General features: G+C 66.3%; 13 protein-coding genes and 1 pseudogene. 10 read left to right on the top strand and 4 right to left on the bottom strand.

What is annotated here, in order from left to right; all coding sequences use genetic code 11:
- Together ACMVY4_RS21235 and ACMVY4_RS21230 are read left to right on the top strand one after the other, a co-directional pair.
- Positions 1–1701 (top strand): AMP-binding protein, encoded by a 1701-nt coding sequence (locus ACMVY4_RS21235; protein WP_416897937.1) that lies wholly within the window; start codon positions 1–3, stop codon positions 1699–1701.
- A 22-nt stretch (positions 1702–1723) separates the two neighbouring features.
- A complete protein-coding gene (locus ACMVY4_RS21230; protein WP_416897936.1) occupies positions 1724–4255 on the top strand; it encodes a toll/interleukin-1 receptor domain-containing protein in 2532 nt (843 codons plus the stop codon).
- A 7-nt stretch (positions 4256–4262) separates the two neighbouring features.
- Here ACMVY4_RS21230 and ACMVY4_RS21225 read toward each other — a convergent pair whose 3' ends face one another.
- Entirely contained in the window at positions 4263–4469 is a 207-nt protein-coding gene (locus ACMVY4_RS21225; protein ID WP_416897935.1) for a zinc-finger domain-containing protein, read from the bottom strand.
- Between the two features lie 84 nt (positions 4470–4553).
- Here ACMVY4_RS21225 and ACMVY4_RS21220 point away from each other — a divergent pair, with 84 nt between their 5' ends.
- The 5 genes and pseudogenes from ACMVY4_RS21220 (at position 4554) to ACMVY4_RS21200 (ending at position 9296) form a co-directional block, all read left to right on the top strand.
- On the top strand, positions 4554–5516 hold the full coding sequence (locus tag ACMVY4_RS21220) for an ABC transporter ATP-binding protein (protein WP_416897934.1): 963 nt from the start codon (positions 4554–4556) through the stop codon (positions 5514–5516).
- Positions 5513–6472 (top strand): annotated as a pseudogene (locus ACMVY4_RS21215) (MATE family efflux transporter); the annotation flags it as partial. The gene ACMVY4_RS21220 and the pseudogene ACMVY4_RS21215, both read left to right, overlap by 4 nt.
- Before the next feature lie 49 nt (positions 6473–6521).
- Positions 6522–6890, top strand: a complete 369-nt coding sequence (locus ACMVY4_RS21210) for an MATE family efflux transporter (protein ID WP_416900372.1) — start codon at positions 6522–6524, stop codon at positions 6888–6890.
- A 111-nt stretch (positions 6891–7001) separates the two neighbouring features.
- The gene (locus ACMVY4_RS21205) at positions 7002–7697 is read left to right on the top strand and encodes a response regulator transcription factor (RefSeq protein WP_416897933.1); all 696 of its coding nucleotides are present in this window, start codon (positions 7002–7004) and stop codon (positions 7695–7697) included.
- 12 nt (positions 7698–7709) lie between these two features.
- A complete protein-coding gene (locus tag ACMVY4_RS21200; RefSeq protein ID WP_416897932.1) occupies positions 7710–9296 on the top strand; it encodes a stimulus-sensing domain-containing protein in 1587 nt (528 codons plus the stop codon).
- Positions 9297–9303: 7 nt separating this feature from the next.
- On the opposite strand, the gene ACMVY4_RS21195 is transcribed toward ACMVY4_RS21200, so the two are convergent.
- Entirely contained in the window at positions 9304–9759 is a 456-nt protein-coding gene (locus ACMVY4_RS21195; RefSeq protein WP_416897931.1) for a YaiI/YqxD family protein, read from the bottom strand.
- Positions 9760–9842: 83 nt separating this feature from the next.
- On the opposite strand from ACMVY4_RS21195, the gene ACMVY4_RS21190 reads away from it, so the two are divergent.
- The gene (locus tag ACMVY4_RS21190; RefSeq protein ID WP_416897930.1) at positions 9843–10346 is read left to right on the top strand and encodes a 2,4'-dihydroxyacetophenone dioxygenase family protein; all 504 of its coding nucleotides are present in this window, start codon (positions 9843–9845) and stop codon (positions 10344–10346) included.
- A 10-nt stretch (positions 10347–10356) separates the two neighbouring features.
- On the opposite strand, the gene ACMVY4_RS21185 is transcribed toward ACMVY4_RS21190, so the two are convergent.
- Entirely contained in the window at positions 10357–11832 is a 1476-nt protein-coding gene (locus ACMVY4_RS21185) for a sigma-54-dependent transcriptional regulator (protein ID WP_416897929.1), read from the bottom strand.
- A 114-nt stretch (positions 11833–11946) separates the two neighbouring features.
- Between ACMVY4_RS21185 and ACMVY4_RS21180 the strand changes: the two genes are divergently transcribed.
- A complete protein-coding gene (locus ACMVY4_RS21180) occupies positions 11947–15051 on the top strand; it encodes a response regulator (RefSeq protein WP_416897928.1) in 3105 nt (1034 codons plus the stop codon).
- A gap of 113 nt (positions 15052–15164) precedes the next feature.
- A complete protein-coding gene (locus tag ACMVY4_RS21175) occupies positions 15165–19334 on the top strand; it encodes a FecR domain-containing protein (RefSeq protein ID WP_416897927.1) in 4170 nt (1389 codons plus the stop codon).
- Here the strand turns inward: ACMVY4_RS21175 and ACMVY4_RS21170 are convergent.
- Positions 19328–20614, bottom strand: a complete 1287-nt coding sequence (locus ACMVY4_RS21170) for a TolC family protein (protein WP_416897926.1) — start codon at positions 20612–20614, stop codon at positions 19328–19330. The two genes, ACMVY4_RS21175 and ACMVY4_RS21170, sit on opposite strands and share 7 nt — an antisense overlap.
- Positions 20615–20755: the final 141 nt, after the last annotated feature.

Here is a 20755-nt window from a genome sequence, read left to right as displayed (position 1 = left end):
ATGACCGCACCGATCGGCGGACGCTCCCATGTCCGCGGCGACACCACCGCCCGCATGCGCCATGAGACGGTCTCGGGCCTGCTGCGGCGCGCGGCCCGGAAGTGGCCCGACAGGCCGGCCGCCGTCTTCCGTGAACAGGACAGCCGCTGGACCTGGGCCGAGCTCGATTTCCAGGCGGATCGTCTGGCCGGCGGGTTGTTGTCGCTGGGGCTCTACAAGGGCGACCGCGTCGGTATCTGGTCCCCGAACAGGGCCGAGTGGCTGGTTGCGCAGTTCGCGACCGCGCGTCTCGGCCTGATCCTGGTCAACATCAATCCGGCCTATCGCCGCTCGGAGCTGGAATACGCCCTGAACAAGGTCGGCTGCGCGGCGTTGATCACGGCGACGCGGTTCAGGTCCTCGGACTACGTCCAGATGCTGCGCGACCTCGCGCCGGAACTGGACGGCGCGGCGCCCGGCCGCCTGCGGGCCGAGCGGCTGCCGAAGCTCAGGACCGTGATCCATCTTGGCCGTTCGCCGCGCGCCGGCATTTACAGCTATCAGGATGTGATGGACCGGGGACGCACGGCCTACCGCAGCCGGCTGGATGGGATCGAGGCGCGGCTGAGGCAGGACGAGGCGATCAACATCCAGTTCACCTCCGGCACCACCGGCGCGCCCAAGGGCGCGACGCTCACCCACCGCAACATCGTCAACAACGGCCTGTTCTGCGGCAGGGCAATGGCGCTGACCGAGCAGGACCGGCTCTGCATCCCGGTCCCGCTCTATCACTGTTTCGGCATGGTGCTCGGCAATCTCGCCGCCGTGGCCCATGGCGCCTGCATGGTCTTTCCCGGCGAAGCCTTCGAGCCTGGCCGGACCCTCGAGACGCTGGCCGAAGAGCGCTGCACCGCTGTCCACGGCGTGCCGACCATGTTCCTCGCCATGGTCGAGCATCCCGATTTCGACCGCTTCGACCTGTCGTCGCTCCGGACCGGCATCATCTCCGGCGCGCCCTGTCCGGTCAGCCTGATGCGCCGCGTGATGCGCGACATGAATGCGGAGGAGATCACCATCGCCTATGGCATGACCGAGACCTCGCCGGTCTCCTTCCAGACGGCGATTTCGGATCCGGTGAGCCGGCGCACCTCGACGGTCGGCCGGGTACAACCCCATGCCGAGGTCAAGGTAATCGACGAGGCGGGCGAGATCGTTCCCGTGGGCGGCGAAGGGGAACTCTGCACGCGCGGCTATCTGGTGATGCAGGGCTATTGGGACGATCCGGAGCGCACCGCCGAGAGCATCGATGCCGAGGGCTGGATGCATACAGGCGATCTCGGCCGCATCGACGCCGAAGGCTATGCGAACATCATCGGCAGGGTGAAGGACATGGTCATCCGGGGCGGCGAGAACATCTACCCCGCCGAGATCGAGGAGTTCCTGCGGTCGCATCCCGACATCGCCGACGTGCAGGTCTTCGGCGTGCCCGACGACCGCTACGGCGAGGAGCTGTGCGCCTGGATCGTCACCCGCGGCGGCAAGGCGCTGACGGCCGATGAGGTACGCGACTTCTGCGACGGCCAGATCGCCCACTACAAGCGGCCGCGCTACGTGAAATGCGTCGCCGAATTCCCGATGACCGTCACCGGCAAGGCCCGCAAGGTCGAGATGCGCGAAGCCATGATTGCCGAACTGGGTCTGAAGGAATCAGTGACCGCCTGAGCGGCGGGCGCTATCCAGAGGCATGGACGAAACAGAACTCGAGTTGGGCGGGGACGATGCCAAGGTCTTCCTCTCCTATTCCCGCAAGGACCGCGAGCGCGCCCAGCGGATTGCCGACGTGCTTCGCGAGCGCCATTTCGGCGTCTTCAAGGACACCGACGACATCCTGCCCACCGAAGAGTGGAAGGACCGCCTGGAGCAACTGATTGCGGAAGCCGATACGGTCGTCTTCCTGCTCAGTCCCCATTCGGCGACGTCGGAGGTCTGTGCATGGGAAGTCGAGCACGCGACTGCGCTGAACAAGCGCATTGCGCCCATCGTCATCGAGGAGACCGACAGCGGTGACATTCCACCGCTTCTGGCACGGCTCAACTTCATCTTCTGCACCGAGCGGGACCGGTTCGAGGACGCGGTCGACAGCCTGGTTTCCGCGCTCCATCTCGACATCCAATGGATCCGCGAACATACCCGGCTGGCGGGGCTGGCCGACCGGTGGGAGAAGGCGGGCAAGCCGACCAGACTGCTGCTTCGTGGCCAGGACATTGCAGATGCCGAGGCGTGGCGCGACAGTCACCCGAAGGATGCGCCCGAAGTCACGCAGGCCCAGGCAGCCCTGATTTCCGAGAGCCGCCGGGGCGCGGCACGGCGCCAGAGATCCTGGGTGATCGGATCGCTTGGCGTGGCGGCGGCGACGGTGGCGCTTGCGGTGTTCGCCTGGTTCCAGAGCGTTGAGGCGGACCGTCAACGCGGCGTGGCCGAAGCGAACGCGGTCGAAGCCGACCGGCAACGCGGCGTCGCCGAAGAGAATGCCGCCGAGGCCGCACGCCAGCGCGACTCCGCCGAGCAACAGCGCCGCGAGGCGCTGTTGCGGCTTGCCGGGGACCGGCTCAGATCGAATGACCGACCAGGCGGCATCTCTGCCCTGATGGAAGCGGGCGTGGACGATGTGCGTCTGAAGGTGCTCGCTTCCGGAATTGCAGACCCCGATCCGCTGATGGAGAGACTGGAACCCGGTGTGCCCGTCATGTGGAACGGCGAACTCTACATGCGCAGCGACGGCGACAGGAAAGCGATCCCCCTGCCGGCCTTTCCGGCATCGCAGTTCGTGCGCGTCGGGGCGTCAACGGCCATGTTTTCCGAGACCGGCGCAATAAGGTTGCACGACGGCGCCGGCAAGACGCTGGCCGAGGCGACGCCCGCGCGCGCGACCCGGCCATGTGCCGCCAATTGGGGACCACAGGGAAGCGTGCGTCTTTTCAGCGTCCATTCACCGGGATACAGCGCCTGTTCGCTGCGGGTGACGATGACAAGGCTGAGCGAAACGACGATCGACGAGCCCCAGGTGATCAGCGTCTGCGAGGAGGAAGGTTTCGAGGTCTCGGGATGGCGAGAGCCAATGATCGGGGTGGCGGACATCGGCGAGGTCTGCTCAGCGGCCCTTGGTGGTGGTGGCTATCCGGACCTTTCGGGATTTGATGGCGCACTCTCCCCACCATCACTGATACTCCCCTTCAGGTATCCCGAAATGGCTGGTGAAGGAGGGCTCTGGTCGGCCGAGCAGAGCCTGGACCCTGTTGCAGTCACCAATGACCTGCTGCGGCGTGTCGTGGGAGACGAGAGCATTCCCCGCGGCAACAGGCGGAACTTCGGCATAACCAACTTCGCGAACGCCGAAGCTGCCTGGTACATCCTGCCGCAATATTCGGACAATGCTGCGGTCAGGGTTGTTTCCGCCATAACCAGCTGGGGCGGAACGGGCGGTGAAACTGATGAGGTGTGTATCGGCCCGCCGGGCGAGACGCTTTCCTGTACCTCTTTCCATCATTTCAGCGGCTACAACGGCTACAGCCTCTCCAGAACCGGCGGCGTGATAGTCTTCGGCGAGGGGATGTCGGCGGCGGGCGATGGCGAGAATGCCGGTCCGAACAACGCGTGGGTGACGACCTCACCTGCAGAGCCGCTCAGACCGGTCGAGGGAATCGCTTCTTACGGGGAAGTGCTCGACGCCGCCTTCGGCCCGGACGGCCGCATTGCCCTGCTGACGCCGACCACGATCATCGTGCTCGACGCGGACGGTCGTAACCCTCAACTCGTCAACCGACCGGAAGCCTCGGCGGCGATGGAATGGCTATCCAGTGGTGAACTCGTCGTCATGGCGCGGAACGGCATCCTGCACGCCGGGGAGCCCGGAGAGGGCTTCAGTTCCACGAGGCTGGTCGCAGAATCTGAGTTCCCCTCGGTGGATGCCAACGGCGATCCCAGTCCCATCTGGCTGGCCGAATCCGAAGATGGACGGTTTCTCGGCAGTGCCGTGAACCGGGTCTTCGTGCTGCTGGATCCGGAACTTTCCGCACCAATGACGACCGGCATCAGCGTGCCCGATCCGCAGATGGACAACGGCCGTACTGACCCTGCCATAGTCGTCAAGGAGGACGGGGAGGTCGTGCTGATCGTCAACGGAAGAACCTACCGGCGCAGGGCATTTCCGGACGAGGGCGTGATTGCCGATCTGGTCGATCCGGAGGCGCCGTTGAGGGCTTCGCCCAAACGCTGAATCGGGCTCAGTGACCGCCCGACTTGCTTCCGGCCTTCTTCACGAATCGCCGGCCGCAATAAGGGCAGTCGACATGGTCCTTGCCGCCCATCTCCAGGTAGATCGTCGGATGTCCCAGCGCGCCGCCGCCGCCGTCGCAGGATACGCGGTGCTCGTTGGTTTCGATGATCTCTGCAGCGCCCATGATGCCTCGTTCCGAAACGCGTCTGTCCATTGGCGGCGATCATATCGGTTCCGCCGCGTGGCGCAATCGCTCCGGGGCTGGTAAAGACATGCTCCCACCGTAGCGGAGCCTGCCTTGACCACCCCCACCGACACGTTCGACGCCATCAACACGTGCGGACTGCGCAAGACCTATCGCGGCAAGAAGGGCGAGGGGTCGAAGGAGGCGCTGAAGGGCATCGACCTGGCGGTGCCGAAGGGCTCGTTCTTCGCGCTGCTTGGGCCGAACGGGGCCGGCAAGTCGACCTTCATCAACATCCTTGCCGGGTTGGTGATCAAGTCCGGCGGCGAAGCGCAGGTCTGGGGCCGCGATATCGACCGGGAGCCCCGGCAGGCCCGGGCCGCCATCGGCGTTGTGCCGCAGGAACTCAACCTCGACGCCTTCTTCACGCCGCGCGAGGTCGTCGAGTTCCAGGCCGGCCTCTACGGCGTCCCGCGCAAGGAACGCGCGACCATGGAAGTGCTCGACGCGATGGGTCTGGCCGACAAGGCGGATGTCTATTCGCGCACGCTGTCCGGGGGCATGCGGCGGCGGCTGCTGGTGGCCAAGGCGATGATCCACCGCCCGCCGGTGCTGATCCTCGACGAACCGACGGCGGGCGTCGATGTCGAACTGCGCCAGCAGCTCTGGCGCTATATCCGGGAGTTGAACCAGGACGGCACGACGATCGTGCTGACGACGCACTATCTGGAAGAAGCCGAGGAGCTCTGCGACCACATCGCGATCATCAGCCAGGGCGAGCTTGTGGCGAGCGAGCCGAAAGAGCTGCTGATCTCCCGGCTGGACCAGAAGACCATCGCCATCCGAGTCGCCGAGGAGGTCGCGGTTCTGCCTGACTCGCTGGCCGCCCGCGGTGCGGCGCTGGACGATTTCGGTCGTATCGCCTTTGCCTATCAGCCCTCGGAAACCGCCATCGGAGAGCTGCTCGCAGCTGTCGGCGACGCCGGTTTCACCATCGCCGACATTTCCACCGAGGAATCGGATCTGGAGGATGTCTTCCTCTCGATCACGCGCAGCATTCCGGACGCTGCGGAGTGAGCGGAGAAGTCCTGCCCGCCGGCGAGTCGCCGGGTCTTCGCCGCCACATCTTCCAGACGCTGCGGCTCGCCGGGCCGGTGATCGTGGCGCGGTCCGGCGTGCTGATCATGATGGCGGTCGATACAGCCATGACCGGCCGCGCCGGTGGTGACGAACTGGCCTGGTTCGGCATCGGTCTCTCGCCAACCATTGCGCTGACGCTGCTCGGTCTCGGCTTCCTTCTCGGCGTCACCATCCTGACCAGCCAGGCCGACGGCGCCGGCGAACCGGAGCGGAGCGGCGCGGTGTGGAAGACCGGTCTGATCCACGCCGTTGGGCTGGGTCTGATCTTCCTGCTCCTCTGCCTGTTCGGCGAGGAGCTGCTTCTGCTGATCGGCCAGGCGCCCGGGATTGCCGCCGGCGGCGGTGAGGTCATGGCGATGCTGGGCTACGGCATGCCGGCGGTGCTGATCTTCGTCACCTGCTCTTTCTTCCTGGAGGGGCTGAGCCGGCCGCTGCCGGGCATGCTGATCATGCTGGCCGCCAATCTGGTGAATTTAGGACTCAACTGGTTGCTCATCTATGGCAACGGGTTCGCCGGTCTGAGCTTTCCGGCGATGGGCGCAGAGGGGGCGGCGCTGGCGACAACGCTGGCCCGCTGGATGACCGCCATCGTCATTCTCGCCTACATCTGGTGGATGCGGGACCGGGACCGCTTCTCGGTCCGCGAGAGCCGCCCGGACGCGGATATCGGCCGCCGTATGCGGCGTCTCGGCTATCCGATGGGGCTGGCCATGTTCGTCGAGGTCGCGACCTTCATGGCCATGACACAGATGGCCGGATTTCTGGGCAATGCGGCGACCGCCGGCTACCAGATCGCGCACAATCTGGTTGCGCTGGTGTTCATGTCCGCCATCGGCCTGGGCGCGGCGACCGGCGTCCGGGTCGGCAATGCCGTCGGCCGGATGGACCCCGCCGGTGTGAAGGGCGCCGGCGCTGGCCGGGATCGGGCTGGTGGTGGTCGCGATGGCGATCCTCGGCGGTCTGTTTCTCGTCATCCCGGAGGCGCTCGTCGGCGTCTATTCATCGGAGGCCGCTGTCGTGGCGCATGCGTTGCCCGCACTCGCGGTGGCGGGGACGATGATGCTCTTCGACGGGTCACAGGCCGTGCTGGTCAACGCGCTTCGCGCGCTGGGCGATGTCTGGGTGCCAATGGGCGCGCAGATCGTGTCCTTCTGGTTGCTGGCCGCGCCGGTCGCCTGGATCCTGGCCTTCGAGGCCGGCTTCGGCACCGCCGGGCTGATGGGCGGCATCTATGCGGGTGTGGTGGCGGCGACGGTGATCAACGGCTGGCGTTTTCTGGCGGTATCCCGGCGGCCGCTGGTCCGCGCCTGAGCGTTGCGGCGCGGTTGCACCTGCCCCATTTCCGCCGCATCTTGGCCGAACTGCCGGCTTGGTTGCCGTCCAGACAGACCGCAATGGCGGCGTCTCGAGAGGAGGGCAGACGTGACAGACACCATCGCGCTGGTCGATGACGATCAGAACATCCGGGCTTCCGTGTCCATCGCCCTTGAAGGCGAGGGTTATCGCGTCCGTTCCTTCGGCGACGGCGTCGAGGCGCTGCGCGGGCTGCAGACGCAGCCTGCGGACCTTGTCGTCCTGGATATCAAGATGCCGCGGATGGACGGCATGGAGGCCCTGACCCGGCTTCGCCGCAATTCCGATGTGCCCGTGATCTTCCTGACCTCGAAGGATGACGAGGTCGACGAGGTCCTGGGCCTGAAGATGGGCGCCGACGACTACATCACCAAGCCGTTCTCCATGCGCCTGCTGATCGAGCGCATCCGCGCCGTGCTTCGCCGCCGCGAGGCCGCAACCGGAGCACATGACGGCGAGAAGAAGGTAATGGAGCGGGGCGACCTGCTGCTCGATCCGAACCGCCACCGCTGCGACTGGCGCGGCGAGGAAGTCAAGCTGACGGTGACCGAGTTCCTGATCCTGGAGAGCCTGGCGCAGCGGCCCGGTCACGTGAAGACCCGGGACCAGTTGATGGATGCCGCCTATGACGACAACATCTACGTCGACGACCGCACCATCGACAGCCACATCAAGCGTATCCGGAAGAAGTTCAAGGCCGTCGATCAGGCATTCGCCAGCATCGATACGCTGTATGGCGTGGGCTACCGCTTCAACGAAACCTGACGCTGCCGGCCGATGTCGCCACTGGCGCGCCGAATCCTGACCATCAACCTGCCGGCGTTTCTGGTTCTCGTCGGGGCGTGGTTCTATCTGGACCAGTACCGCGCCGGGCTGCTCGACGCACGCCAGCGTTCGCTGACCAAGGAAGCCCATCTGATCGCGGGTGCGCTGGGCGAGGCGGCGTTGGCCGGCTCGATCGAGAATCTGCGGATCGACGCCTCGCTGGCTGCCTACATCACCCGGCGCGCCGTGCTCACCACCGGCGCGCGAATCAGGCTTTTCGACCAGCAGGGCCGGATGATGGTCGACAGCCGGCAGCTGCCCACTTCGGGGCGCGCCGTCGAGACGCGGCGCATCTACAATCCCGACCGGGCGCCCTGGCCGGTCTCGTGGCTGCAGGAGCAATGGGACACGGCGATGGGCTGGCTGCCCCGGCGCGACGAGTTTCCCGCCTTCTCGGAAGACAACGTCATGGCGGTCCGCGGCTGGTTCGGCGTGCCGCGGGCGCTGGAGGGCGGCGAGGGGCACGGCGTCTGGCAGCGCGACGACGGGCGGCTGATGATCGGAGTTGCCGTGCCCGTGCAGGCGCTGAAGCGCGTCCTGGGTGCGGTCGTGCTGACTGTCGACAGCCGCGAGATCGACGCCGCCGTGCGACGGGAGCAGGCAGCCACGCTGGGCGTCTTCGCCTTTGCCGCGCTGATCACTTTCCTGCTTTCCGTCTTCCTGTCGCGATCCATCATCCGCCCGATCCAGCGTCTGTCGCAGGCGGCCGACCGGGTCAGGACCCGCGGCGGGCGCTCGGCGGACATTCCGGATCTCAGCCGCCGTCACGACGAGATCGGGGATCTCTCGATGTCGCTGAAGGAGATGACCACCGCGCTCAATGCCCGGGTCGGCGCCATCGAGGCCTTCGCCGCCGATGTCGCACACGAGCTGAAGAACCCGCTGACCAGCCTGCGCAGCGCCATCGAGACGCTGGAACGCGCAGAGAAGCCCGAACAGCGCGAACAGCTCACCCGTATCGTGCTTCAGGACATCGGCCGCCTGAACCGCCTGATCAGCGAGATCTCCGACGCCAGCCGAATCGACGCCGAGATGGGCCGCATCGAACGCGAGCCCGTCGATATCGGCCGCATGGTGCTGGACCTGAAGGAGGTCCTGCAGAGCGGCGCGGGCGGCGTCCGGATCGAGGTCGATGTCGCCAAGGGCGATCCGCTGACGATCATCGGCGCGGAACACAGGCTGGGCCAGGTGCTCAGGAACCTGGTCGACAATGCCGTCTCTTTCAGTCCGGAGGGCGGGACCGTGACGGTCCGCGTGGTCTACGAGAAGGGCCAGGTCGTGCTGTCGGTAGAGGATGAGGGGCCCGGCGTGCCGGAGGAAGCGAAGGGGAAGATATTCGAGCGCTTCTATTCCGAACGCCCGGCGACCGAGACCTTCGGCAGTCATTCCGGCCTCGGACTCAACATCTGCCGCCAGATCGTCGAGGCCCATGGCGGCACGATCGAGGTCGAGAACATCCGCGATCTTGGCAAGCACGGCCTGCTGATCGGCATGAAGGGCGCCCGGTTCACCGTGCGCCTGCCGGTGTTCAAGGACTAGAGGCGGCTCATCGGCGTTTCGCCGCCTGGACCATGTTTTCCAGCCGGTTGAGAAACTGGGAGCGGTCTTTCTTCGAGAATGGCTTGCCGCCGCCGCCGGTCATCAGCGGATTGGCGGCGCGGATGTCCGCCATCAGGTCCCGCGTGGCGAGTTGCTGTCCGATATTGGCCTGGGTGAACGGGTCGCCATTGTGACGGATCGCCGTGCCGCCGGCCTCGATGCATCGCGCGGCGAGCGGGATGTCGCCGGTGACGCAGATATCGCCCGGTTCAACGCGGTCGGCGATCCACTTGTCGGCGACATCCGGCCCGTCCGGCACGACGATGGTATGGACCTTCGGGTTCTCATGCAGGCGCATGCCGCCGTTGGAGACGATGAAGACTTCAAGGTCGTGCCGCTCCGCGACGCGCAGCGTCTCGTTGCGCACGGGGCAGGCGTCGGCGTCGATGAAGATGCGGATCATGGCTGCAACCTGCCCCGATCGGCGTTTCGCTTCAATCGGTTCTGCACTAGGTATGGGGACAGGATCGAACGGGGAGCGACAAGATGAACGAGATGAGCCGGCTGAGCATTCCGCTGCCGCCCGAGGCGGCGCCGGAACTGGTCGAGGATGTCGATTTCGACGACGAGCGGCAATGGATGCAGACGGGCGAGAATGTCTGGGTCCGTCCGCTGTTCTTCAACGTGCTGCAGGGCATGTGGGTGAACATCCTGAAGGCGCGAGGCGACGGCATTGTCAGCCGCCACCGCCATCCGGCGCCGGTCACCGGCTACACCCTGGACGGCACCTGGGGCTATGTCGAACATGACTGGATCGCGAAGCCGGGCACCTTCATCTACGAGCCCGCCGGCGAGACCCATACACTGTTCGCCAAGGGCGATGCGGGGCACATGACAGTCCTGTTCCACAATTTCGGCCCGATCCTGTTCGTCGACGAACAGGGCAATCAGACCGGTTTCGAGGACGTCTTCACGCGTCTGGAGAAATACAAGGCCCATTGCCGCCAGTCCGGGCTGGGCGAGGACTTCGTGAAGAAGCTGGTGCGCTAGGGGAGCAGGCTCAGTCTGCGGCGCCGCGGGCGGCCATGTCCTCTTCCTCCCAGGCGGTCCGCTTGCGGTAGATCGTCTGGGGGGCGATGCCGAGCAGGGCGGCGGCGGTGCGCACATTGCCGTCGCAGCGATCGATGGCGTTCTCGATGTACTCGCGCTCGACAACCGCCAGCGGCCGGATTTCCTCCGACAGCGTCTGCACGGTCGGCTTGACCGCTGGGGACGCCGGTGCAGCCGCTTCGGCGGCGGGACCGTCCGCTGCAGATTCCGGCGCCGGTGACAGTGCGGGGGGTGGTCCGACAGGGTCGATCCGGGCCAGCGGACCCGGCAGCATCGCTGTCGTGACCGTCTCGCCGTCGTTCAGGACGACAATGTTCTGCACGATGTTCTGGAGTTCGCGCACATTGCCGGGCCAGTGATAGGCCATCAGGACGGCCGCCGCGGCAGGCTCGAAGCTCTTGAACTTCCGCCCTTCGCGCTCCGCATACATCTGCAGGAAGACCTCGGCGATGCGGAGGATGTCCTCGTCACGCTCCCTGAGCGGCGGCAGGTGCATCGGGATCACGTGCAGGCGGTAGTAGAGGTCCTCGCGGAAGCGGCCGGCCTTCACTTCTTCCATCGGATCGCGGTTGGTCGCGCAGACCAGCCGGATATCGACCTTCTCGGTCACCGAACCGCCGACCTTCCGGAAGGTCTCGGTCTGGATGAAGCGCAGCAGCTTGGACTGCAGGTCGAGATCCATCTCGCAGACCTCGTCCAGGAACAGCGTGCCGCCGTCGGCCATGTGGGCGGCGCCGTCGCGTTCGCCCAGGGCGCCGGTGAAGGCCCCCTTCACGTGACCGAAGATCTCGCTTTCCATCAGGTCGTGCGGAATCGCGGCGCAGTTGATGGCGACGAAGGGACCGTTCTTGCGCGGGCTGCGGTTCTTGATGGCCTCGGCGCAGACCTCCTTGCCGGTGCCGCTCTCGCCGGTGATGAATACCGTCGCCTTGGAGGAAGCCGCCGCCTCGATGATCCGGTAGACCGCCTGCATCGGCAGGGAACTGCCGACGAAACCCTCGAATCCGCCGCGGTCGATCTCGCGGTAGGTTTCGACGATCTCGCGCAGCTTGGTCTTTTCCAGCACGTTCTTCAGCGTGACCTTCAGCCGGTCGGCGGAGAACGGCTTGACGATGAAGTCGGCGGCGCCGAGCCGCATGGCGGTGACCGCGGTCTGGACCGAGCCGTGCGCGGTGATGACGATGACCGGAACGCCGTCTTCCTGTCCGCCGACCTTGCGGAGAATGTCCATGCCGTCCATGTCGGGCAGGCGGAGGTCGAGAAGGATGACGTCGGGCCGGCGTTCCTCGACGGCGCTCAGCGCCTCCTTGCCCAGTTCGACGTGTCGGATGTCATAGGGTTCGTCGCGCAGAAACTGGATGTAGCTCCTTGCCAGCGTGGGCGTGTCTTCGACCAGAAGAATATGAGAACGTTTGCTGGCGCTCATCAGATCCGGGAACCCTTTGATTTGTCTCGAGCCGGCCGTCGAAGGGCGGCAGTGAGCCCGCGAATGCCCTGAATTTTCAACACTTGCGACGCGTTCTCGCATGATAAACTCGGTATGACAATGCAGGTCCAGAAGACATTTGCAGACCCCAGTCTGGCCGAGGCACGATCCGGGGGCGATCTGAAGCGCAGCACGAAGAACCGGCTGGCGCTGCTCATCGTTGCCGTCCTCGTTCTGCTGTCGGCGACCGTCTACTCGGTGCTGACCCTGCGTGAAGAGTACAACGCCAGTTCCGGCCGCTACGACACGGTGGTCTGGGCGGCGACCCACACCAAGAACGAGCTCTCGCTCTTCATGTCCGCGCTGGACACCTACGTGCTCGGCAACGCGGCCATGTCGCAGCAGGAGTTCGTGCAGCGCTACGCCTATCTGAAACAGCGCCTGCCCAACTTCCTCAACCAGATGAGGACCTCGGGCGACGAGGACGCGTTGGGTGCGGGAGATCTGGCAGTGAAGCTGGCGCAGGCGCTGAACGCCAATGACACACGGCTCCGCAGCCTGCGGACCCTCGACTTCAACACCTACAACCAGATCCGCAAGGACCTGCTGCCGGTCTTCAACGACATCAAGACGCTGACCGATTCATCGCAATCGCTGGTCACGCGCTTCCGGGCGGAACGGTTGCGGCCGATCTATCTGAATCTGCTGATCTCGGCTGTGCTGACCATGATGGCCGGCGTCTTTCTGGTCGTGCTTCTCTACCGGGAAATCCGGCGCACCCGGCGTCTCTACCAGCAGGTCTCTGCAGCCGAGTCCCGCGCCAGGGCGGCGCGGACGCAACTGCTCGAGGCCATCGAGGCGATGAATGACGGCTTCGCGCTCTATGACGGCGACGACAGGCTGATCCTGTTCAACGCCAAGTATGTCGACATCTATGCCGGCGGATCCGAAGGCCAGATCGAGGTCGGTCAGACATTCGCCGAGGTCATCCGGCGCACGGCCTCGCGCCATGTGCTGACGGCGCAGGAAGACCCCGACGCCTGGATCCGCGACCGGATGGAGCGGCACCGCAATCCGCGCGGTCCGTTCGAGCTGCCCATGGCCGACGGCCGCTGGGTGCTGGTGGGCGAATACAGCACCGACGAGGGCGGCCGGGTCAGCGTCCACGCCGACATCACCGCGCAGAAGGAGAACGAGGAGGCGTTGGTCGAGGCCAAGGAGCGGGCCGAGGACGCCAACGTCGCCAAGTCGCGCTTCCTCGCGATGATGAGCCACGAAATCAGGACGCCCATGAACGGCGTCCTGGGCATGACCAACCTGCTGATGGAGACCGAGCTCAACGGAGAGCAGACCCAGTACGCCGATACGGTGCGGAAATCTGGCGAGGCCCTGCTCACCATCATCAACGACATCCTCGATTTCTCGAAGCTGGAAGCCGGGCGGCTCGAACTGGAGGAAGTCGCCTTCGATCTGGAAGACCTGGCGGACAGCGTCGCCGACCTCCTCTCGGCCCGCGCCTTCGAACGGGGGGTGGAGATCGTCGTCGATGTCGATCCGGATCTGCCCCGCAAGTTGCTGGGTGACCCGACCCGCCTGCGCCAGGTGCTGCTGAACTTCGCCGGCAACGCGATCAAGTTCACCGAGACCGGCGGCGTGACCATCGAGATCCTGCTGGAAGGCAGCCAGGACGGCCGGCCGCTGCTGCGTTTCAACGTCACCGACACCGGCATCGGCATCCCGAAGGACCGCCAGGACGCGCTGTTCCAGGAATTCACCCAGGTCGACGCATCGACGGCCCGGAAATACGGCGGCACCGGACTCGGTCTGGCCATCTGCAAGCGTCTGATCGGGTTGATGGACGGCGAAATCGGCCTCGAAAGCGTCGAAGGCAAGGGATCGACCTTCTGGTTCGAGGTCGCCCTGGCCGCTGCCGAGGCCGACAGCGCCGACGAGGTCGAGCTTCTGGTGCCGAAGCTCCGGGGGCAGCGCGTTGGCGTGCTGGCGGCCAATCCGGTGCTGCGCGCCGGTCTCGCCGCGCGCCTGCGCAGCATCGGCCTTCTCGTCACCCACATGGGCGACGAGTTGAAGCCGCCGACCGAACGGGTCGATCACATGATCGTCGAAGGGAAGCTGGTCGAGAGCGCCGGCGATCCGGCCCTGGCGGCGATATCGCAGTCCGTCTCCGGCCGCATGGTGGTGACGATCCAGCCGTCGCAGCGGGCGCGAGTCGACCTGCTGCTGGAGCGGGGTTTCGACGGTTTCGTCATGCGCCCCGCCCGCAGCATCCAGCTGGCCCAGCTCCTGACGGGCAGCGAGGACACCGCGGCCTCCCGTACCCGCCGGACGCTGGAGCAGATCGGCGACAGCGCGGCGCGGGGCATGCGGGTGCTGATCACGGACGACAACCGCATCAATCTCCAGGTTGCACGCGTCATGCTCGAGAAGGCGGGCTACGTTGTCGCCACGGCCGAGGACGGCACGAGCGCGCTGAAGGCGGTGCGGGAGAACGACTTCGAAGTCATTCTGATGGATGTTCAGATGCCGGATATCGATGGCTTCGAGGTGACGGCGGCGATCCGTTCGCTGGGCGATCCCAAGGCGCAGATCCCGATCGTCGCAGTCACTGCCAACGCCATGGCCGAACACCGCGAGGAATGCCTGTCGAAGGGCATGGACGACTTCATCGCCAAGCCGTTCGACAAGATCGACCTGCTGCAGCTGGTGGCGCGCTGGGCGCTGGTGGGCGCGAAGGCGACCGGAGGTCCGCCGAAGAACGCGGCGGTTCATGCCGCCGCGCCGGCTGCTTCCGCAGACCCGGTGGCGCCGGATGCGCCGGGCGAAGCGGCCGCCGCTGCTCCGCCTCCGCCTGGCGGTCTGATCGACAGATCGATCCTGGACCGCTTCGGCGAGGATGTCGGCGAGGACTATCTGCCGATCCTGCTGAAGGACTTCATCGAGGACACCAACGAACTGCTGGAAAGACTCAGACGGCCGCTCACCGCTGAATCCGCATCCGACATCGGCCGGGACGCACACAGTCTGAAGAGCAGCTCCGGCACCATCGGCGCGGTGTCGCTGTCCCGAACCGCGGCCCGGGTGGAAACATTATGTGACAGCGGTCAACTCGACGATGCGCGCGATGCGATCAGCGAGATGGGGCCGGTGGCGGACGGTACGCTGGCCGAACTGCGCGGAATCATTGGCGCGAAGGCGGCCTGACCGGAGCGCAGGGCACGCGGGGCGGGCGTGGCCCGCGGTTTGCGTAACGGATACCCGGTCCCATATTTTGACAGGACCCACGGATTGGCCGGAGTGGATTTGAGGACTTCCCGATGGATCAGCAGGGCGCAGCAATCGACGTCTCTTCCGAAAGCGTGAGCACGGACGCCGACACCGGCGTCGTGGCCGCGCCGGATGTGCCGGCGCCGGCTGCCGACGCCAGGCCCGTCCAGGCGCAGTCGCAGCAGTTGCCGGATGGCGCCGTCATTTCCAGCATCCGCGGCGAGGTCATGATCATCTCGGTCGACGGGACGCAGGGTCAGGCCGAGGCCGGCCAGGTCCTTCAGCCCGGCGACGTGGTGATCACCCATGGCGACGGGGCGCTGGAACTGCGTCTCGCCGACGGTTCCGGCATCTTCTTCGACAGCGAGAGCCGGGTCCTCATCGAGGAGCCGCCGCAGCCCGGTCAGAAGCCGCAGTTCTTCGTCATCCAGGGCGAGTTTTCCGTCGACAACACCGGCTCGCCGGATGCGCCGGCCTCCGAGACGCTGGTCCGCACGCCCGTCGCCTCGCTGACGGTCAAGGGCGCGCGGATGGTCGGCAAGGCCGCGCCCGAAGCGCAGGCGAACGTGTTCGTGCTGCTGCCCGGCATCGCCGGCGCGGCGGCGGGCTCCATCGCCGTGGCCAGTTCCGGGGCGCCGGTCGTGATCGACCAGCCGCTCCAGGGGCTTCAGGTGCTGTCGCTCTTCCGCGACCCGACACCGCTGGACCAGATCGATGCTTCGGTGCTGAGCGCCGAGTTCGGCGACGGCGTCCTGGCCTGGTCGGACGCCGACGAGTCGATCGAGGTTGCCGATTCGGACGGCGACGACCTGCTCGGCGATCTTGGCGCGCTGTTCGGCATTGGTGAGGCCCAGGCCGAACCCCTGTTGATCCAGGGCGACGGCGTCATCGGCTCCGGCGACGGCGAAGACGATGTGCTGGGCGGGGCCGACGACGACATCCTCGACAATGAGGAAGACGAGGTCATCGAGATCGATCAGGGCCAGGGCGACAACGTCGCCCAGTTCGACGGCGCCCTGGACATCAACATCGCCAATGGCGATTTCGAGGTCACCGGCGGCGCCGGGGATGACACACTGAACATCGCCGCGGATCCCGTGAACGCCAACACCGTCTCCTTTCAGCAGGACGAGAACGGCAAGGTCGTTGTCGTCTTCGCTGGCGGTATCAATTCGACCGTCACCATCGACGAGGTCGAGACGGTTGCGGTCAACCTCGGCGCGGCCGGCGATGCGGTAGAGATCGGCAGCCTGGAGAACACCGACATCTCCCAGAACACGGTGTTCTTCGATCTTGCCGCGGGCAACGACACGCTGAACGCGCCGCAGATCGGCCGCAGCCTCAACATCACCGCCGGGTCGGGTAACGACCTGATCCAGGGCGGCAACCAGAACGACAGCATCGACGGCGGCGCCGACAACGACACCATCAGCTATGCCGATGCCGGTGTTGCGGTGAACGTCGATCTGGCTGCGGGCACGGGCGCGGGCTTCGGCAACGACACCCTGCTCAACTTCGAGAACGTGATCGGGTCCGGACAGAACGACACCATCGCCGGCAACAGCGGCGACAACCTCCTCGATGGCGGGGCGGGCACGGATACGGCCGATTTCTCGGCGGCGGCGGCTGGTGTCGACGCCAATCTCGCGACCGGCCTGGCGACCGGCGATGGCAACGACACGCTGACCGCCTTCGAGAACCTGATCGGCTCGGTCAACAACGACACGCTGACCGGCGACGCGAACGACAACATATTTGCCGGCGGCTTGGGCGATGACAGCATGGATGGCGGCGCAGGCACCGACACCATCGACTTCTCCGGCAGCGCCGCTGCGGTCACCGTGGATCTGGGCGCCGGCTCCGCGACTGGCGAGGGCACGGACACGCTGGCCGGCTTCGAGGTCGTCATCGGTTCGGCCCAGGCCGATGCCCTGACCGGTTCCGCCGCGGGTGAGACATTATTCGGCGGCGCCGGCGACGATACGCTGGCGGGCGCTGATGGCAACGACAGCCTGGGCGGCGGCGACGGTGCCGCTGACCGAGCCGTGTTCGCGGGCAATCTGGCGAATTTCTCGGCCAGCTTCGACGAGACCACGGTGGACCTGCTGGTCGAGGACACGGTCGGCGGCGGCGGTCTGGATACGGTCGGCAGCGATGTCGAGCAGGTTGCCTTCGACGACATCACCCTGGCCGTGTCGGTCGGATCGGCGGCGGCGGACAGCCTGTCGACCGGCGATGGCGATGTGGTCCTCGGCGGTCTGGCCGGCAATGACACTCTGACAGGCGGTGCCGGACGCAACGCCCTGCTGGGCGGTACCGGCGCCGACAGCCTCAGCGGGGCTGGCGGTGCGGACACCGTCGTGGGCGAAGACGGCAACGATACTCTTTCCGGTGGCGACGGCGCGGATCTGGTGTCCGGCGGCGACGGCGACGATCTGATCACGGCGGATGCCGGCAACGATACGCTTTCCGGCGATGGCGGCACCGACACGCTCGATTTCCAGAGCATTGCCGTGGCGGTGACTGCCAATCTGGGCACCGGGACATCGACCAGCACGGCGACCGGCACGGATCAACTGAGTGGCATCGAGAACCTGATCGGCGGTTCTGCCAGCGACAGCCTCACCGGCGACTCGCAGGCCAACGTGCTCTCCGGCAATGCGGGCAGCGACACGCTGTCCGGCGGGGCCGGCAACGACACGCTGTCCGGCGGCAACGGCACCGACCGGCTGACGGGCGGTGAGGGCGACGATTCCATCGACGGCGGGGCCGGCAACGACACTGTCAGTTTCGCGGGCGCGGCCAGCGGGGTGACCGTTGATCTCGCCGAGGGTCTGGCGACCGGCCAGGGGACCGACACGCTGAGCAGCATCGAGGCGGTTCTGGGCAGCGCCAATGCCGACACGGTGACTGGCGGTATCGGCGACGAGACCATCGACGGCGGCGGTGGCGACGACATCCTGGATGGCGGCGCGGGCACGAACACGCTCTCCTTCGCCAGTTCCGCAGTGGCGGTCACCGTCAATCTGTCGGTGACCGACAGCCAGAACACGAACAACGGCAACGTCACGCAGTCGGGTTTCGCAAACCTGATCGGCAGCGATGTCGCCGCCGGCGACACGCTGACCGGCGACATCAATGCGAATGTCATTTCCGGCGGTGTCGGCGCTGACCTGATCGATGGCGGCGCCGGCAATGACAGCCTGATCGGCGGCAATGGCTTCGACACCATGATCGGCGGTCTCGGCAACGACACTATGGACGGCGGCAACGGCACGGATACGGCGGACTACACCAGCAGCGTTACCCAGGTGACTGTCGACCTGACGGCCGGCACGGCAACCGGCGCCGCTATCGGCACCGACAGTCTGATCAGCGTCGAGCGCATCATCGGTACGGCGGCGGAGGACGCGGTTTCCGGATCGAATCAGGCGGAGATATTCCTCGGCGCCGCGGGCAACGACACGTTGCAGGGTCTGGGCGGGGCCGACAACCTGAACGGCGGTGACGGCAACGACCTCATCGAGGGCGGTTCGGGCAACGACACCCTTGTCGGCGGCAACAATGACGACACCCTCGACGGCGGCGCCGACAACGACACGGCCGACTATTCGAACGAGGCCAGCGAGATCGACCTTGATCTCGCGGCCGGCACGGCGACCGGAACCTCAATCGGCACGGATTCGCTCATCGGCATAGAGACCGTGATCGGCGGTCAGGCGGCCGACACGCTCGCGGGCGACGCGCAGGCCAATGCTCTCTTCGGCGGTCTGGGCGGGGACTCGCTTTCGGGCGTCGGCGGTAACGACACGCTGGATGGCGGTATCGGCGCCGACACGCTGAACGGCGGCTCGGGCGCGGATTCCATGACGGGCGGCGATGGTGCGGATGCCTTCTTCTATGACACGGCAGAGGACCACCAGGACGTGATCGCCGACTTCGTCGCGGGCACCGACCGGTTCCTGATCGACAACACGGCGTTCAACATCGCGTCGCTGAACGGCACCAGCCTGGTCGACGGGCAGTCCTTCGTCACCGTTGGCGAATCGCTCGTCGATGGCGTCACGGCGCTGGGCACGAACGAGGCGACCTTCGTCTTCGACAGCGACAGCAACCTGCACTTCGACCCCGACGGCGACGGCGCGACCGCCAGCTTCGAGATCGGCGCGGTGACCGTTTCCAGCGGCACGCTGTCGGCGACGGATTTCGAGGTTCAGTAGGCGTCCAGCGTCAGGGTGCCGGTTTCGAACAGAAGCCGGTAGGCCTGGATCTGGGCATCGTAGTAGGCCGCGACGGCGCGCGAACGGGCGGCGTTCAGTTCGGCCTCCGCATTCAGCAGGTTGACCACCGACTCGCGGCCCGCCCGGCGGAGCTTGCGGCGGGCGTTGAACAGCTCTACGGCGATATTGGCCGCGTTCTCGGCCAGCACCTGACGCTCCCGCAGGGTCTTCAGCCCCTGCCAGGCAACCTCGACGCGGCGGGCGATCTCCAGGCTGAGCGCGGCATGGTTCTCCATGGTCTCGGCGATGCGGTGGCCCGTGCGCTCGGTCGCGGCGAGGGTGCCGAGCCCGTCGAACAGTTCCCAGTTCGCCCGCAGGCCGACGAAGATGTCGCGCTTCTCGCCCGAGACGCCGTCATTGTCGTTCTCGATGCCGCCCTCGGCGACGATGTCGATCTGCGGCAGGAAGTCGGCCATGGCCACCTTCCGCTGCTGCTTCGCCTCGCCGATGGTCTCCTGGCTCTGCTTCAGCAGCGGGTTCTGCGCCATGGCGAGATTGACCGCGCTCTTCAGGTCCTGCGGCAGCAGTTCGTCGGGCGCCGGCGGCGGCTCCATCTCGGCGATGTCCGGCGCATGGTTGAAGACCGCAAAATATTCGGCGATCGCCTCGCGCAGCTGTCCCTCGATCCGGACCCGGGTTTCGATCTGCGACTGCAGGCGCTGCTTCGACTGCAGCACATCGACCGACAGGCCGGACCCGCGGCGGACGCGTTCGTCCTCCAGCGCCAGCTGGCGGCGGATATTGGCCTCCGTCTCCAGCGCGATGTCGGCCAGTTCGGTCTGCTTCAGGACGTTCAGATAGGCGGTCGATCCGCGCAGCAGAATGGCCTGGGCCGCCCGCTCGAGGCCGTAGCCCGCGCTGAATTCGCGCGCGATCGCGCCCTTGAGCTGGCCGTCTGTGCGGAAGCCGTCGAAGACCTTCTGGGTCACGGTGAAACGGCCGACTTCCCGGGTCTGTTCGACCGGCGTCCCGCCCTGCGCCCGGTTCACCGGGCTGTCCACGTTTTCGTAGCCGTACTCGCCGCTGATCCGCAGCTGGGGCAGGAAGGGGGCGCGCGCCTCGGTGACGCCCGCACGGGCCTGGTCCAGACGCCGTTCCGCCGCCCGCACGTCGGGATGGGTCTGCACGATGTTCTGCAGTTCCTGCAAAAGCGGTTCGGCGGCCGCCGGCATCCCGGCGCCGAACGACAACGCTGCGGCGATGATCAGGCCCTTACGCAAAAATACCCGCTCCCTCACGGTCCGGAACATGCATATCCCATGAAACGGCTTTCGTCATGGCACAATATCCGGTCTATTGCCGCGCGCGGCACCCGGAATCTTCAACCAAACGTACGGCGATGGCAAGGTTTAGCGGGTGAG

The sequence above is a fragment of the Minwuia sp. genome, from assembly GCF_048007105.1.
Taxonomy (GTDB): domain Bacteria; phylum Pseudomonadota; class Alphaproteobacteria; order Minwuiales; family Minwuiaceae; genus Minwuia.
Note: the sequence above shows the minus strand (reverse complement) of the source record. Positions and strands in the feature narration are given on the sequence as shown.

What these genes read in the sequence shown, in the direction of transcription:
- ACMVY4_RS21235 (WP_416897937.1), top strand. Translation starts at nt 1, where the DNA reads ATGACCGCACCGATCGGCGGACGCTCCCATGTCCGCGGCGACACCACC.
- ACMVY4_RS21230 (WP_416897936.1), top strand. Translation starts at nt 1,724, where the DNA reads ATGGACGAAACAGAACTCGAGTTGGGCGGGGACGATGCCAAGGTCTTC.
- ACMVY4_RS21225 (WP_416897935.1), bottom strand. Translation starts at nt 4,469, where the DNA reads ATGGACAGACGCGTTTCGGAACGAGGCATCATGGGCGCTGCAGAGATC.
- ACMVY4_RS21210 (WP_416900372.1), top strand. Translation starts at nt 6,522, where the DNA reads ATGGCGATCCTCGGCGGTCTGTTTCTCGTCATCCCGGAGGCGCTCGTC.
- ACMVY4_RS21200 (WP_416897932.1), top strand. Translation starts at nt 7,710, where the DNA reads ATGTCGCCACTGGCGCGCCGAATCCTGACCATCAACCTGCCGGCGTTT.
- ACMVY4_RS21195 (WP_416897931.1), bottom strand. Translation starts at nt 9,759, where the DNA reads ATGATCCGCATCTTCATCGACGCCGACGCCTGCCCCGTGCGCAACGAG.
- ACMVY4_RS21190 (WP_416897930.1), top strand. Translation starts at nt 9,843, where the DNA reads ATGAACGAGATGAGCCGGCTGAGCATTCCGCTGCCGCCCGAGGCGGCG.
- ACMVY4_RS21185 (WP_416897929.1), bottom strand. Translation starts at nt 11,832, where the DNA reads ATGAGCGCCAGCAAACGTTCTCATATTCTTCTGGTCGAAGACACGCCC.
- ACMVY4_RS21180 (WP_416897928.1), top strand. Translation starts at nt 11,947, where the DNA reads ATGACAATGCAGGTCCAGAAGACATTTGCAGACCCCAGTCTGGCCGAG.
- ACMVY4_RS21175 (WP_416897927.1), top strand. Translation starts at nt 15,165, where the DNA reads ATGGATCAGCAGGGCGCAGCAATCGACGTCTCTTCCGAAAGCGTGAGC.